Source organism: Paenibacillus lutimineralis (assembly GCF_003991425.1).
Classification (GTDB): Bacteria; Bacillota; Bacilli; order Paenibacillales; family Paenibacillaceae; genus Fontibacillus; species Fontibacillus lutimineralis.
In genome coordinates this window covers 610,162-625,970 of sequence record NZ_CP034346.1, presented here as the reverse complement: position 1 = coordinate 625,970, position 15,809 = coordinate 610,162, and the positions used below count along the sequence as shown (strand labels likewise).

Annotated in this window: 14 protein-coding genes; 5 read left to right on the top strand and 9 right to left on the bottom strand. The window is 49.5% G+C overall.

The window, feature by feature from the left end:
* The first annotated feature begins 45 nt into the window (after positions 1-45).
* Complete coding sequence (locus EI981_RS02675; RefSeq protein ID WP_126995200.1) at positions 46-1,134, top strand: C40 family peptidase; 1,089 nt, start codon at positions 46-48, stop codon at positions 1,132-1,134.
* Between the two features lie 204 nt (positions 1,135-1,338).
* Here EI981_RS02675 and EI981_RS02670 read toward each other — a convergent pair whose 3' ends face one another.
* Positions 1,339-2,676, bottom strand: coding sequence for a DUF4129 domain-containing protein (locus EI981_RS02670; protein ID WP_126995198.1), 1,338 nt, complete (start codon positions 2,674-2,676; stop codon positions 1,339-1,341).
* A 133-nt stretch (positions 2,677-2,809) separates the two neighbouring features.
* Positions 2,810-3,787 carry an NAD-dependent epimerase/dehydratase family protein gene (locus tag EI981_RS02665; RefSeq protein ID WP_126995196.1) on the bottom strand — a complete coding sequence of 326 codons (978 nt, stop codon included), beginning with the start codon at positions 3,785-3,787 and terminating at the stop codon, positions 2,810-2,812.
* Positions 3,788-3,920: 133 nt separating this feature from the next.
* On the opposite strand from EI981_RS02665, the gene EI981_RS02660 reads away from it, so the two are divergent.
* Complete coding sequence (locus tag EI981_RS02660) at positions 3,921-5,228, top strand: glycosyl hydrolase family 28-related protein (protein ID WP_162616064.1); 1,308 nt, start codon at positions 3,921-3,923, stop codon at positions 5,226-5,228.
* Positions 5,229-5,292: 64 nt separating this feature from the next.
* On the opposite strand, the gene EI981_RS02655 is transcribed toward EI981_RS02660, so the two are convergent.
* The 7 genes from EI981_RS02655 to EI981_RS02625 form a co-directional block, all read right to left on the bottom strand.
* On the bottom strand, positions 5,293-6,564 hold the full coding sequence (locus EI981_RS02655) for a glycosyl hydrolase family 28-related protein (protein WP_162616063.1): 1,272 nt from the start codon (positions 6,562-6,564) through the stop codon (positions 5,293-5,295).
* A gap of 196 nt (positions 6,565-6,760) precedes the next feature.
* Positions 6,761-7,630 (bottom strand): GNAT family N-acetyltransferase, encoded by an 870-nt coding sequence (locus EI981_RS02650; protein WP_126995190.1) that lies wholly within the window; start codon positions 7,628-7,630, stop codon positions 6,761-6,763.
* 106 nt (positions 7,631-7,736) lie between these two features.
* Positions 7,737-8,840 carry a DUF58 domain-containing protein gene (locus EI981_RS02645; RefSeq protein ID WP_126995188.1) on the bottom strand — a complete coding sequence of 368 codons (1,104 nt, stop codon included), beginning with the start codon at positions 8,838-8,840 and terminating at the stop codon, positions 7,737-7,739.
* 9 nt (positions 8,841-8,849) lie between these two features.
* Positions 8,850-9,818 carry an AAA family ATPase gene (locus EI981_RS02640; RefSeq protein WP_126995186.1) on the bottom strand — a complete coding sequence of 323 codons (969 nt, stop codon included), beginning with the start codon at positions 9,816-9,818 and terminating at the stop codon, positions 8,850-8,852.
* 122 nt (positions 9,819-9,940) lie between these two features.
* The gene (locus EI981_RS02635) at positions 9,941-11,059 is read right to left on the bottom strand and encodes a hypothetical protein (protein WP_227011661.1); all 1,119 of its coding nucleotides are present in this window, start codon (positions 11,057-11,059) and stop codon (positions 9,941-9,943) included.
* Positions 11,060-11,211: 152 nt separating this feature from the next.
* Complete coding sequence (locus tag EI981_RS02630) at positions 11,212-11,520, bottom strand: thioredoxin family protein (RefSeq protein WP_126995182.1); 309 nt, start codon at positions 11,518-11,520, stop codon at positions 11,212-11,214.
* A gap of 71 nt (positions 11,521-11,591) precedes the next feature.
* Positions 11,592-12,455: a helix-turn-helix domain-containing protein gene (locus tag EI981_RS02625; protein ID WP_126995180.1), complete on the bottom strand. Its 864-nt coding sequence runs from the start codon at positions 12,453-12,455 to the stop codon at positions 11,592-11,594.
* 132 nt (positions 12,456-12,587) lie between these two features.
* Between EI981_RS02625 and EI981_RS02620 the strand changes: the two genes are divergently transcribed.
* The 3 genes from EI981_RS02620 (at position 12,588) to EI981_RS02610 (ending at position 15,792) form a co-directional block, all read left to right on the top strand.
* On the top strand, positions 12,588-13,646 hold the full coding sequence (locus EI981_RS02620; RefSeq protein WP_126995178.1) for a Gfo/Idh/MocA family protein: 1,059 nt from the start codon (positions 12,588-12,590) through the stop codon (positions 13,644-13,646).
* Between the two features lie 126 nt (positions 13,647-13,772).
* Positions 13,773-14,651 (top strand): sugar phosphate isomerase/epimerase family protein, encoded by an 879-nt coding sequence (locus EI981_RS02615; protein WP_193556426.1) that lies wholly within the window; start codon positions 13,773-13,775, stop codon positions 14,649-14,651.
* Positions 14,652-14,934: 283 nt separating this feature from the next.
* A complete protein-coding gene (locus tag EI981_RS02610; RefSeq protein ID WP_126995174.1) occupies positions 14,935-15,792 on the top strand; it encodes a sugar phosphate isomerase/epimerase family protein in 858 nt (285 codons plus the stop codon).
* Positions 15,793-15,809 lie beyond the last annotated feature (17 nt).

Genomic DNA, 15,809 nt, shown 5'->3' with positions numbered 1-15,809 from the left:
CTCTCGTCCAATTAAGTAACAACTAACGACAAGGTGATGAATAACATGACAACACAAAAGGGCGTACTCTATCTTCTGCTGGCCGCGTCCCTGCTTTATTCAACTCCCGTTCATGCCGAATCTTCAAGCGAGGCCCGAACGGTTGCGACCAGCCCTGTGATCGATCCATCGGCCAAGCCTGCAACCAGTCCAGTTTCGGTTTACTTAGACGGACGACAACTGCAGCTCGAGACCGAACCAATCTTGGTACATGGAACCGTACTCGTTCCGATGCGTGGACTGTTTGAAGCCCAAGGCGCTAAGTTGGCCTGGGAGGAAAGCAGCAAAACAGTCACGGCCACCAAAGGCGAATCCAAGCTGATTTACCGTATCGGAGAGCCGGTTGCACAGTTGAACGGACAGGCCATAAACCTGGCTTTTCCGGGGCGGATCGAGCATGGATATTCGCTAGTACCCTTGCGCTTTGTCAGCGAAGCGCTCGGCAGCTCGGTGAAATGGGAGGCGGATACCAAAACCGTTAGGATCACTTCCGCCCCCCAGATCGAGTATGAAACCAGTATTCTATGGGGCGTCAACCTCCGCACCGCACCAGATGCGGAGAGCCAGGCCTCCGAGGACTTGCTGCCCGCCGGGCAAAAGGTCCATGTCGTTCGCGAAGCCTCTCCATTTTGGTTGGAGGTGCGCACTACCGATAACCGATCCGGATATATTTCGGCCAAGCCCAAATATACCGACTACTCTAATCCTGCCCTGCGAGAGGAACAAGCGAACGAGCTCCTCGCCTACGGCATGAAGTATTTGGGCACACCCTATGAATTTGGCGCCTCGTCGGAGCAGACGAAAACGTTCGACTGCTCGTCGTTCGTCAAGCGTATTTTTTCAGATATCCTGTCGATCGATCTGCCTCGGGTCTCTTACGACCAAGCCAAAGAAGGCAAAGAAGTCGGCCTGAATGACCTTCGCAAAGGGGATTTGCTGTTCTTCGACTCACGGGGGTTGGACATCGGCCATGTAGCCATCTATGCGGGCGACGGCCAACTGCTCCACACCTACTCCGTCAAATACGGTGTTCGTTTAGAGGATTTCTCTGATTCCTGGAAGAAGCGGTTTGTCACCGCACGGAGAGTGTTTTAGAGCAAGATAACAAAACTGTATGGGAAGCGTTGCTTGAGGCGGTCGTTAAGTGGATGTTGCGATGACCTCTCCCTATTATAAAATTAAGAAAAACCGGAGGCTCTGCCTCCGGGTCCTCTTTACTTTGAGCGAATATCGGACGACTAGAGATGACGCCCAGGCTAGGCGTACAACGCAAAGAACGGCCGCTTCCCAGGTTTGTCATCATAAATTCAACATCCGTCTTATATCAGCTACCTCTTCATCATCAGGCTCCTGTCCACCGTACCTGACCCGGTAGTAAAGCTTGATTAACGGCTCTATAGCGGTCTTATGGGCCGCCTGCCTAGGCTTCCCTCTCTGATCCTTCTTCTCATTATCATCATGGCGCTGTATATCCTGGGCCATTTCTAACGGAGTAAGCCCAGGCTTTAATTCGCAGCCTTCGCTGCGCCTGGCTAAGAGGAAACGCCGATACAAAAAACGTACTCTCTCCTGATTGCTATGCATATCCTCATAACGTTCCTGACGCCGTCCGAACCGGGACAAGACCGTCCGCCAATTCCCCAGTCTCTGCTTCCTCTCTTCCCAGGAGAAGATCGAGATCTCCTCATCACGATAACCCTTATTCTCACCGGCCAGGTCCTGTCTGCGCAACAATGCGATTAAGCGATCGATGCTACGCTTCCAGAAGCCGCCAGCATTTTTATATAACCAGTAGAGAGCAAAACCGATCATAGCTGCGATTACCGCACCGCCGATCACATAGAAGAGGATATCCAGAATCTGTGATAGCAAGCCTGGCTTCTGGACTTCCCCTGGGAAGAACATAGCCGGCGGCTCCTGAACTTCTTCCGGCTCCAGTTCCTTTGGCTCTCCAGATGAGCGCGTGAGCCAAGCGAAGACATATCTTACGAATTTCAATAACAGATTACCGATCCAACGCCCAGCTCCCGCAGCCAGCAAGACAACAAGTCCGAGAATAATAACAATAAAAAGGGTATTATGTCGGCGTATGCCCCTTGGCAGCGGAGAATGGTCGGACAACGTTGTATAACGCAAATATTCATGATTCGTAATGAACAGTGCAATCGCCAGGCAGCCTACCCCGAACCAAGTGATCAGACCAAGCTCTCCGCGCAGTAGAGCGACGCTGGAATAGACGATCCCGGCCACAAAATATAGCGCAACCCCATACCAGTACAGCTTGGCCACACCGGCTCGATCGGTAGCGGTCATACCTTGCAACGCGAATAGCGCTGCACAGAGCCCAATTAAGGGAGAGAAGCCTGCCGCCCCACTTGATAAAAACACAGCAGCACAGGCCGCTCCGATCAGAACAGCGGCTCCAAGCTTTTTCCATAATACAGGGACATAACTGCGAATAGCTACGCCGAGAAAAGAAACAAACGGCAGTATCACCAGCCAGGCTAAGGGCAGATACTGCGGACTTAGAATAATAATTCCGGCAAGATAGATCGGCATCAGCACCACCATCTCGCCAAGGCAGGACAAGCATAATTTCAACGTTTTTGAGATGTAAGCGTTACCCGTATTTTCCATTTAGAAATGCCCTCCATCGTCATTGCCATCGCATCGGCGTCAAATGGGTGCTTCAAGCTAAATCATAGCACAGCTATAGACTTCCAAACAATGACAAAGGGTTCTGCCTCGGATAGAGGAAGAACCCTGGTTACTAGATCGCTGTAATTTTACTATAGTCCTGAAGACTCGTTGTAAATGGCTGCCCTCTCTTCTTCTTGACCCCATACTCATGTACGGTCATGGCCCGAAGGCCCTCTTCCAATGAGTACGACGGGGACCAGCCAAGCAGATTCCTGGCCTTATCATTACTCAGAATGCTGCGATCAATATCTCCCGGCTTCTGAGGCATAAATTGAACGGAAATGCTATGCTCGCACAGCTGCTGCAATATTCCACTTAACTCAAGTAGGGAAAGCCCTACCCCACTGCTTATGTTGAAAATCTGTTGTGAACCAGCGCCCAGCGCTAGTGCATTCGCAACAGCTACATCCCGAACATAGACGAAATCCCTGGTCTGGCGCCCATCACCATATATAATCATCGGCATTCCTCCAGCCATCCGCTCGACAAAAGCCGTCATCACACCGTCCTGGCCGGTTCGATGCTCACGCACTCCATATACATTCGCATAGCGAAGGATAGTATAATCAAGATGATACTGATCCGCGAATGAACGGATATAGCTCTCTGCCACATATTTCGACAACCCATAGAAAGATTGCGGATCAAGGGTACACTTTTCCTCAATCGGATAAATACCGGGGTTCCCGTATACAGCTGCCGAAGAGGCAAACACAATTTTCCTCACCTTGTACCGGACACACATGCGAAGGACATTAATCGTCCCCACAATATTCACCTCGGCATCCAGATGGGGATTCTCGAAGGAGCGGGGCACGCTAACCTGGGCGGCCAGATGGATACAATAATCAGGCTCCTCCTTAGCGAAAATTTGCTCCAGATCTTCCGACACAATATCGGCCTCATAGTAGGTAACCGACTGGTCACAGGACAGCTTATGATCACCTCGTCGCTGATCAACTACAATGACCTGATAACCCTGTTCGAGCAACTGGCTCACGGTGTGGCGGCCAATGAACCCTGCTCCCCCGGTAACTAACACCTTCATTTTCTTCTACTCTCCCATTCTTCAATGAAATCCGTCTAAACACTTTATGAATGAGAGGATTAAATTATGCTTTACACACATATTCATAGTTCAGATTCAATCTTTTATAGATATGCGAAGGAGATTAGTTATTATGGCATTTAAAATATACCGGGGAGGCTCCTTACTCCGGCGAAATTTATTTAAATCAAGGTTCTTAATATACTTGTTGCTCTTTGCTCTCTCGGCCATTGCCGTTCTCGCTATAGCCTCTCCCTATCGCAATATGACCATCAATATTATGCAGGCTGGGGCCCGTGGAGACGGCATCCGTGACGACAGCGCCGTATTCATTCGAGCCCTTCATCAGGCGGCTGGACGTAAAGGTTCGACGCGAATCATAGTGCCTGCAGGAACCTATCTGCTAAATGTGAAGGAGCCACTTGAGCTATCCAGCAAAACTCGCCTCATTGGAGAAGACAAGCCTGTATTAAAATTTATAGCCCAGCCTTCCGAAGCCTTTGGATATGAAGCAATCCGCATCTCTGGTCGGGATGTGCTTGTCGATGGTATCGACCTGGATGGATCAGGCAGCTTCATCCGCGGCATCGGCATTCATCCTGGCTCAGCGGACGTCACGATCGCTAACTCGGTCATTAGAAATATGAGACAAGCAGCCGATCCACAGAGCCCACTCTATTCGGCGGTCGTCTCCGGCATTATGATCTACGGCGATACTGAGGACATTAAGGTGCTCACCTCGCTCATCACGAACATCAGCGCGATGCACTCGCAGCCCGTTGCCCGGGGGATCATGGTCTGGAACGGATCAGGTGCGTCTCCAGCCAAGCGTGTGACAATCTCTGGCAACGAGATCTCATATATTACTCCACGTGAGGATGCAGACGGCATCTTCTTCGATGTCCCCCCTAACCCGGCGGAACTGTCCGACTCGATCGTTGAGAACAACAAGATTCATCATGCCGCCAAAAGAGGGATCAAGATCTCCACTCCCGGAGTGATAGTGCGGAACAACTACATCACTAACCCTTATTCGGGGAATAACCGTTATTTATTTGACCCAGAGCAACGTCTCTCTCAGGATATGTACTCAGCAATCTCTATCTATGCAAGCCATGTCACGATCAGCGGCAATCTCATCAATGGCAGAGGGAGCTATTATGCTGCGATTGAAGCAGACTTCGAAAATCTGGATCGTATCGTTATTGAGAATAATCGGATTGTTGGAGAACAAACAGAGCAAGCGGAGGAAATGACGACAGGAATTCGCCTTGGAGTGTTTGATAGCTCTAGCGTTCGTGGCAATATAATTCGTAATGTAGGAACAGCCATTTATATCGCGGGTCAGGATGCAGAGTACGATAACAATGTCCTCGATAGTTTATTATCTGGAAATGATGTAGCTGGTATTACAAATAGAACAGCACCTGCCAATCCCTAAATAGAATGATCTAGGAGGCAGGTGCTTCTTCAAAATTGAGTCATATAGAACGTAATCATCACACTTATTTGATGACGATATTTATCGCTCTGGGCGGAATGACGATCTTCGCTTTGCCCGCCGTAATATTGTTGCCAATACAAGTAATATTCTTCTGAACATATCCGCTTAAATACGTTGTAAGATCAATTCCCGTACCTTTCCTCACGACAATAGAGTTGCCCTGGATCATACCCTGATCGGCATTCTGCCATGTCCAGACGCCTCTCTCCCCATTGCTGATATTGTTATTCAGCAGCTGGAAGCCTCGAACATTCCCCAAGCGAATCGCCGTAGTTCCCGCAATGTTGCTTTTGTCACCCATACTGATTGAATTGCCCTGAATCAATGTGTTCTCGATCAGATCGCCGGCACTCACCTCAAACGCGGCGTAGAAGCTGCCAACCCCGTTAATGATATTATTCACAACCACATTGTTGCTTCCATATATGCTTATCGCCGAATACATATCCGGGGCAGGCGTGCCTTTCTTCGTGCCTTTATAATAATTGTTGTTCAAGAACGGGTTCTCAATTTGATTGCTCTGGATTTGCATCCCTTGGGCATAGATCTTGATCGCTCTTTTACTACAATAAGTGAAGCGGTTGTTGGCAATTATACTGCCGGTATTCTCACCTTTGTTATTATCCATAGCCGGATCCTCATAATAAATGCCGTCCCCGTCATCCGCTGGACTAATATGGTGAATATAACAACCTGATATCAATATTTTCTTGCCGATTTTCTCCTTACTGCCCCATGTCGTCGTCACGAAGATTCCTCTGGCGATCAGACTTCCTTCAGAGACATTAGTGGCTGAGACATTATAAATCTCCGTGTTGGAGATCGTGATCGAGTTCGTATTGCCGTAGATTACGATCCCGGACACTACCCCGACGTAATAATCGCTCTTCTTATCAGTACTGTGCGTGGCATTGGCCACAGAAGAGTTGTTAATCACAATATTAGAGCTGCCTCCGCCAATAGCCAGCACCCGATTCACGCGATTATTCCCATCCAACGATATGTTGTTAATATTGATATTACTTCCCTGTACCCTGATCATATCCCAGCCGAACCCGCTGGAAGCGGCCTTAATCACCGATGTCTTGCCATTGCCAAGAATAGAAGTATTTGACCCTACCGACAGCGTCCTGGCCGGATCTATGATATACACCCCGTCAGGGAAATAAACCGTATCCTTGCTTTGGGCTGCTTGCTGCAGTGCTCTCTGAATGACTGCCGTATCATCCGTCTTTCCATCTCCCCGCGCCCCTGCTCTTTTTACGTCAATCACGCTTATCTCCTCCTGCTTATGCGTAATAACGAGCACTGCTGCATATGAGCCGCGAACGTATCTTTAGTTTTATTTAATAACGGGAGATAAAATGGAACAATCGGCATCTGACCTACAGGTTGGCCTAACTATTGTGAAGATTATTCGAAATTGGCTCAGCTTCAGCAATGATTGAGCAGGATTGCTATCCCGTATTTCAGAGCAATCGGTACATTTCGTACTGCTGGATCGGATCCCTCTGAAATCCTAGATGCTGCAGGAATCCATGCAACCTGGCGTTATTGGAAAATGATATCTGTAGCCGTGTTAAAGCTAATTCACGAATGGCGCTATTCAGCAGCATTTGGGCTATTCCGTGTCCTCGTTCATTCTTATCAACCATCAATAGACTGATCCGCCCTTGACGGGTAATAGCCATAACAGCGACGGGATTGCCGTTCATCAAAGCCCCATAAAATACGTATTTGTCCGATCGATGAATATAATCGAGGTCATTCTGCCAGTTCAGATGGAAATATTCCCGGCCTTGTATAGCTTCCGCGAACGGATGACTGTCAAGCTGTGTGATACTAACCATGCCATGACCTGATGCATTCATTTGCGTTTTTGCAGCTAATCCAGATAAATCCGTCAGCGTATAATAAGACAAATCATACAGTCTCTGATATCCATGGTGGTTATAGAAGGCTATCGCACGGTCATTCCCCTGAATGACCTCCAAATACAGCTGGCGGCAGCCTTGATCAACAGCCTCCTGATGATGCAGCCGGAACAACTCCTTGCTCACCCCTTGCCCACGTAAATCAGGACGGACAGCGAGCGCACCGCAGCGCATCGTCTGTATCCCTTCGTACTGCTTGATCCCGCCAAGTATTATGCCGACCGCTTCATCCCCGAACATGGCTACAAAAGAATGCTCACGCGCATTTCCTTCCTGGCCGAAGAAGTGGGCGGCGAACTGTTCCATGGTAAGGTCAAGCTTAACGATATAGTCGATGAATCCCGCTTGAAAAGCGGAGAATAACACTTCCATATCCTGTTCCGTACCGCGATAATATTGGATCATCCTCTACCTCCTATAAAAAAGTCACCGATCTCCCGGCCCAGCCGAGAGGAGTTGCACAGCACCATTCATGCGGCATAAGGAGCTATTCCTAGCTCCCTTCTCCAAGCTATGAAACCGCCGACTCTTCCTTCCCAATCTGGGGTATCTCCATCCATTCGACGCCGTTCCCCCGCTGCAGCAGCTGGTCAGTTGCCGTTCTCAGCTTCTCACCCTGATGACAGGAAATCAGTAGATAATCGGTATCCACCGGATCTTCGTTCAACAACTCCTCGAGCAGGGTTGACATCGAAACTGTCCGATCCAGAACAAGCCTGGCCAGCGTCGACAGCAAGAGCTCGAACTGATCGGCTGCCGCGGAGGGTTCGATCCTGACAGATTCTCTTGGGCCATTGATCAGATGTCCATTGCAGATCAATCCAGTCTCGACCCCGCTGCGCAGCGCCTGATCGGCCACTGTAGCCGCGTATCTGATGCCCAGTTCTATTCGCGCCGGGTCATTAATATTACGCCACATCGTATCGCTATCCTCCAAATTGAGACAAATCATAAGCCGATGATCGGCTGTATAATCGCGCTTATGGACCTGCAACGAACCTGTACGTGCCGTTGCCTTCCAATTGATTGATCCCATAGCATCGCCGGGGCGATATTCGCGGATTCCCGAGGTCAAGAACGGATCCTCCACGATCCAGCGTCGAACAGCAAGCTCTCCAATCCAGCTGTGGTTCGGCAACGGAAGCTCCTGCAAGGCCAGGATTTGCGGATATACAAGCAGCTCCAGGTTCAGCGGAAATTTCTGCGCCTTGGAGATCAGACCAAGCGGATCACCTGTCGTCAGTGTAGCCGAATCCAGATGGAAGAGACCACGACGCGAGCATATAACCTGATGATGTCTCTTAATTCGACGATAGGAACGAAGATAGAATAGACTGATATGATTCTGATAGATATCCCCGGAGTAGATGTCCAGATTGGCCTGATCACCGAACCGGAGTCCGGCTTGAATGCTCGACTCCAACCGTAGCCAGGGCAGTGGCAGCCATTTCGCATTGGAGATTACCTCCACCATTTCGACCGTATCCCCTTCGAACACGGCGTCCTTTGTGAAGTAGCGAGTATAGCTCAACCCTCGCATCGCCCTTCGCTGATAAATAAAGGCCAACAATCCGATCAGAACGGAAGCGCTGACAATTAACCAGGTTAATTGCATGTCAACCACCTACTTCCCTCTTCCTGTCAGTACATCCTCCGCAGGAACCTCCACTTCGCTGAGCACTTGCCGCACTATAGCATCGCTTTGTCGATCATCTGGACGGAGTCCGTGGCGAACGAGTAGTCGATGGGCCAGCACCGGCTCTGCAACTCGCTTGATATCGTCCGGAGTTACATACTCCCGACCTTGTAACAGAGCGATTCCCTGCGCGGCACGCATCAGAGCAGTGCTAGCACGCGGACTGGCGCCAAGCCTCACATCAGGATGCTTCCGAGTTGCCTCCGTAATGCGGACGATATAGCTCAGCAGATCCTTAGACACGCTAATCCCAGCAACAAACCGCTGTACAGCAGCGACCTCCGCACCTGTAACTACTGGAATAAGTCCTTCTAGCGGATTCTTCACCTGGAATCGTTGCAGAATATCCACGCCTTCCTCATGAGTAGGATAGCCGACCTCAATCCGCATCAGAAAGCGGTCAAGCTGAGCCTCAGGAAGTGGAAACGTCCCCTGATTATCGACCGGGTTCTGTGTGGCCATTACGAAGAACGGACTGGAGAGCTCATGGGTCAGGCCATCTATCGTCACTTGGCGCTCCTCCATACATTCCAGCAGGCTGGACTGGGTTCGCGGCGTCGCCCGGTTAATCTCATCAGCCAGCAGCACCTCCGTGAACACAGGTCCCGGCCTGAATTCGAACTCACTTGTCTTCTGATTATAGAAGTTAATTCCGCTTAGATCAGAGGGCAATAAATCAGGAGTAAATTGGATTCTCTTGAATTGCCCGTCCAGGGAACGCGCCAGAGCCTTGGCCAGCAGTGTCTTGCCCGTGCCGGGTACATCCTCCAACAGCACATGTCCCTTGCCGAACAAGGAAGCCAGCAACAGCTCAATCACTTCTTCCTTCCCTACGATCACTTCACTGATATTGGTATGAATTCGCTTCGATATCGATACTGCCTGCTGCAATTCCATAGCTCCACCGCCTTAATAACTAGAATAGGATTAGAATAGTATAGTTATGTATATTTTTCCTTCTATATATCATAACAAAAAGCCCGCTACGATTATAGCGGGCCTTCTGATGAATATTGGGTTTACACTCTGGCTTCAATGCCGCTCAAGATGGTACGCTCCAGCGGGAACAGACTGCCCTCGGCTGCAGCTTCCTGGTAAATATCCTTAAGCTGGTCACGCAGCTCCCTCGCCTCAGCCAAATAAGAGATCGATTGCTTCATTGAAGCAGCATAACGATTCTTAAACGCTAGAACGGCTTCTGCAAACTTCTCATCTGTTCCTTCAGCAATAGCGAGCTGATATACGTCAAGGATCTGATCTCCTTGGCGAACTGGGAAGTGCTCATGTGGAGCTGTGCTGTCGAATATAGCAATCCCCAGCTCAGGGAAGATCAGCATATCCAGGCTATTAGGATCAAAGCCACAATGATAGACTTCCATATCGATGCCCTTCAGCTCAGCGGAAGCAGCGAGACTTTTAAATAGAGTTGATTTGCCTGAACCCGGACGGCCCTTTACATAAATGCGCGTCTGCAAACGGTCAGTCAGATTAGGAACGAAATCGATAGCTCCTCTCCAGGTCGCCGCGCCGAGGAAGCGATGGACGATTTGTGCCCTCTTCCCCGCTCTTACAGGTTGTAAATACTGCTCCGACCATTCCGCCGCCAGCGTATTCATCGCCTCGCGGTCAAGATGATCAATATAAATCTTCTCCCAATCATCATGGATGCGCAGCGTCTTCAGAAACGTATCATATGCCTGCTCATAGGCCGTGTCGATCTGCCTCTGCAATCGTTCGATCTCTTCGGACGAATCCTCCAGTTTGTCTGTATCAAGCACGGAACAAAGGTCGATATATCTGATGTCCGCCCCGACCGGTTCCGCATTTACCGACCAAGCATTCCCATCGACGATCCCGAACGACAGATTCGTAACGATAATCCCCTCTAAGGATTCGTGGTCAAGAGGCTGATGAATTCTCTGCAGGGAGAAGCCGCGCTGCTCCAATGCCGCCGCAATACGTCCCATCATTGCTTCCGTCCCCCCAGGAAAGCCTTGCAGCACGTAAATGGTGCCGAGTCCCTGAAATATCGAATCCGCCAAGCTGACTAATCCCTGCGCTGTATTTCCCCGCATGAAATAATGAAGATCCTGCTCTGCCATTTCCAGTTCTGCCCCTTTCTCTTTACCGAAAATCAATACCCTACACTTTATGCATAAGGTTACGACTGTGTGTTTGCCTATCACTTCGGGAAAGATTTACGAAAAAGGGGAACCGAGATGCTGCTATACCATCCAGTACTTAGGATAGTTTAACTTGAGCTGACCAGCAGAACCTGTAAATAGCATGATCACGGCTTCAGCCATTGCTGCAGATCAACTACCGAATGAAGTGCATATTCCTTCTGCACCAGGAAGCCAGCTTGAAAGATGATCAACGCCGGCACACTGGAGATTTTCCAATCCTGCGTCAGTTCTGGCGCATAGTTAATATTAATTTTAGATACAGGAATCGTTCCGCCTGCTTCAAGGACAATCTCCAGCATTCTCTCCGCAAGCTTACAAGTCCCACAGAGTGGTGTATAGAACAGTACCGCCTCTCTAGAGCCAGCCTGCTCCCATCTAATCTTTAGTTCTTCTTCCGAAATATCCTGCAGCATGTGACAACTCCTTAACATGATAAAAAATTTACGACATTACTCATCTTCTTGATCTTGCTGCGTAGCAGGTATTAGCTGCTGCCACCGCGTTTGCGGTAACTGCTTGGCGATATTCCGGTGACTCTCTTAAACACGCGAGAGAAATAGAACATGTCCTGATACCCTAGTGCTTCGGCGAGTTCTTTAACGCTCATTTCTGTATTCAGCAGCAAATTTTTGGCCTCCGCGATCTTTAACCGATGGATAAATTCGTTGAGCGGATATCCGCTGTACTCATGGACGATTCGCCGTAGCGTAGATACGGATATATGATGCCTGTCTGCAATTTCCTCCGGTTTCTGCTGCACATAAATGGAACGGGAAAGGTCTTCAATGACTTTCAATGTAAATGTTCCACGGTGACCGGCCTGGGTCTGCTCTACCTGTACCACTAGTTCGTACAAGAACAGCTCCAGCATCATGGCAGCCCTGTCCAGGTTACCCGGCTGGTTGCTATCAATCATCATAAGCATCATTTCCAACCGATGTAGCAGCGCATCATCAACTACGCCATGCTTCACCTGTTCAGGATTATGCAGCCAGTTCCGGAGCCATTCGTCGACCCGTTCGCCATAGACTGTGAAATAGTACTCATCCCAGAAGCCTCTATGATTGGGCCCATAATTGAATACAGCCCCCGGATATAGACAGAACCAGGAGCCTGGGTCTACCCTCTGCTTCTCTCCGTCGTTAACCTGGTAGAAGCCTTCTCCGCCCGTTATCATGACAAACGCCCAATGAGCAAACTCGGAATTCACTCTTTGCAGCGTCCTCCCAGGTAAATGCCCGGCACTATGGAAGGCCAATGATTTAAGTTTTAGCTTGCTCGGATCAACGAGCGGCTCATAGGTGCGAATCGGGTATGGGCTGATCATATAATCCATATATTTTGTCATCCTGGACATTCTCCCTTACTAATTCTTATGATAGATTGTAGGTAATTGAACAAATAAACCATGCCGCTGTGAATGAAGTACATAATATTGTAGCAAATTCGCTGCGGGGATGAAAGGATGTAAGCGTAAACAATGAAACAGGTAAAAATCGGTCTCATCGGCTGCGGATCCATCTCTGAATGTCATTTGAACGCCTATCAAGCAAATCCTCATGTCCAACTGTATGCAGTCTGTGATCTGAATGAGGAAAGGGCCAAAAAAGCCGCAGAAAAGTATAATGTACCTCATGTCTATACCGATTATCGCGATCTGTTGGCTAACTCAGAAATAGATGCTGTCAGCATCTGTACCTGGAATAATTCCCATGCAGAGATCAGCATCGCTTCTCTTGAAGCCGGCAAGAATGTACTCTGCGAGAAGCCGCTCTGCAAAACGGTAGACGAAGCTCTTCGTGTACAGGAAGCCGTTCATCGTACTGGCAAGATGCTTCAGGTCGGCTATGTTCGCCGTCACGCTTCCAATATTGAAGTACTGAGACGTTTCATTGATGCAGGCGATCTGGGTGAAGTTTATTTTGCCAAAGCCAGCTTGACCCGCAGAATCGGCAATCCCGGCGGTTGGTTCTCCGATATTGAACGTTCCGGTGGCGGGCCGCTGATCGATATCGGCGTGCATGTTATCGACCTATGCTGGTACCTGATGGGCAAACCGAAGGTTAAATCAGTAACTGGCAATACGTATCGTAAGGTAGGCAACCGATCCAATGTGCTGAACTATGATTTCTATAAAGCAGCGGACTATGATGCCTCTCATAATACAGTGGAGGATATGGCCAACGCCTTGATCCGCTTCGAGAACGGGGCTTCCCTGATGGTTGATGTCAGCTTCAATCTGCATGCGACGCAGGATTCGCAATCCATCAGCATCTTTGGCGATAAAGGCGGCGCCGAGCTCGAACCGCAGCTGAAGATCACCACAGAACGACATAATACGATGATTAATATCGATCCGCAGATCACATATCCAGGATTCGACTTCCAGGGTGCTTTCAACCGTGAAATCAATCATTTTGTAGAATGCTGTCTGGGGAACACCGAGACGATCTGCCCTGTAGAAGATGGAACTCAACTGATTCAGATTCTGAATGCCATCTATCAATCAGCCTCAGAGGGCAGGGAAATTCAGTTCTAATTTTCATAAAGTAGATTCTAGTTAGCGTCAGAACGAGGCCTGCTGTGGCTGAATAAGAGAATACAGGCCCGGCTGGACGTTCTGATGCATTCGGCAGCTTACAAATATCAAGGAGTGTGAATTAAGGTGAAATTGACGAACAAAATCGGTGTCATTGTAGACAGCTTCGGAATTGGCGTTCGTGAAGGCTTGAAGAAAGCGAAGGAGGTTGGTGCGGAGGGCGTACAAATCTACGCGGTGTCGGGTGAAATGGACCCGGATCAGCTTAGTCCAGCCCAACGCAAGGAACTGCGCCAATACATCGCGGATCTGGGGCTAGAGATCTCAGCGCTCTGCGGGGACCTGGCCGGACATGGCTTCCAAGATGCAGCCGCCAACCCGGCAAAAATCGAGAAATCCAAAAGAATTCTCGACCTGGCTATGGACCTCGGCACCAACGTGGTGACTACCCATATCGGGATCGTTCCAGAAGATCGCAATGGACAAATTTACACAGCTATGCAAGAAGCCTGTGAAGAGCTGGGCGTCTATGCGAACAGCTTGAACGCGTACTTCGCTATAGAGACTGGACCAGAACCGGCAGCCCACCTGAAGAGCTTCCTGGACACGCTTAGCACTCGCGGCGTCTCCGTCAACTTTGACCCTGCCAATATGGTCATGGTCACAGGCGATGACCCGGTAGAGGGCGTCAAGACGCTCAAGGATTACATCGTGCATACACATGTCAAAGACGGACATCGTCTCCGCCTTATAGATCCTAAGGATGTCTATGGCTATCTTGGCTATGATGCAATGGATCATCAGAAGATTGCCGAAATGGCCAGCTCCGGAGCAGCCTTCGAAGAAGTTCCGCTCGGGGAAGGCAAAGTGGACTTCCCTGCCTACTTCGCAGCTCTGCAGGAGATTGGCTATAAAGGCTACCTGACCATCGAGAGAGAAGTCGGAGATAACCCTGCTGCGGACATCGAGAAGGCCGTTAAGTTCATTAAAGCTTACCGCAACTAGATTATAATGAGTGTTCAAAAAGCCGGTTTTCAGCACCGAAGCTTATGCTTCCGATGTGCGTTTTTTTCAAAACGCTTCAGTTGGATGAAGCTAGGGCCTGAGGAGCGGAGCGTACGTAGTTTGTACGTGAGCACCTGAGATGTTTCCGTAGGAAACATGACTTCGTAAGCATCTGCCTAGGCCCGGGTGAATTCAAGATTCGATGTCGAATCAGCTCTCAGTGTTACTTCGTGATCAAAAGCGGACTTTTTGAACTACCTCTATAGAGAAGGAGTGACTTGTCATGAAATTGGGAATTAGCTCTTATAGTTTATATCAGGCCATGGAAGCAGGGTCTATGGATATACTGAGTGTCATTGATTGGGTGAAGGAGATTGGAGCCGAGCATATCGAGGTCGTTCCCCTGGGGTTCAGCTTGGTAGACAATCCTGAACTGATAGATCAGATCGTAGAGCGTGCTGCAAAGGCCGGAATCGAGATCTCCAACTATGCCATCGGTGCCAACTTTATTACAGATACGGAGGAAGCCTACGAGGCTGAGATCGAGCGAGTATTGAAGGAAGTAGATGTCGCTCACCGGCTTGGCGTGAAGCTGATGCGCCATGATGTCGCTTCCCGCCCCGACACTTCGATTGTGAACTTCAATTCCGATCTGAAGCGAATTGCGGACGCCTGCCGTAAAATCGCCGATTATGCCAAGGGCTTCGGCATTACAACAAGTGTAGAGAACCATGGCTACTACGTTCAAGCTAGTGACCGGGTTCAGACGCTGGTTCATACCGTGGGCCGGGATAACTACAAGACGACGCTCGATATCGGCAACTTCGTCTGTGTTGATGAAGACCCGATCCGCGCGGTCAAAAATAATATCAGTATCGCCTCCATGGTGCATGTGAAGGACTTCTATATCCGTCCTGCCGATCGCAACCCGGGAGAAGGCTGGTTCCCTAGTGCAGCAGGCCGTTACCTGCGCGGAGCTATTGCCGGACAAGGAGACCTCGATATACCGGGCCTGCTGGGAATCGTCAAGAACTCCGGGTACGATGGATACTTATCGATCGAATATGAAGGCATGGAAGACTGCCGACGGGGAACGAAGATCGCCTTCGATAACGTAAAGCGGATCTGGAACGAACTGTAGCTAATATAAATGGGGCT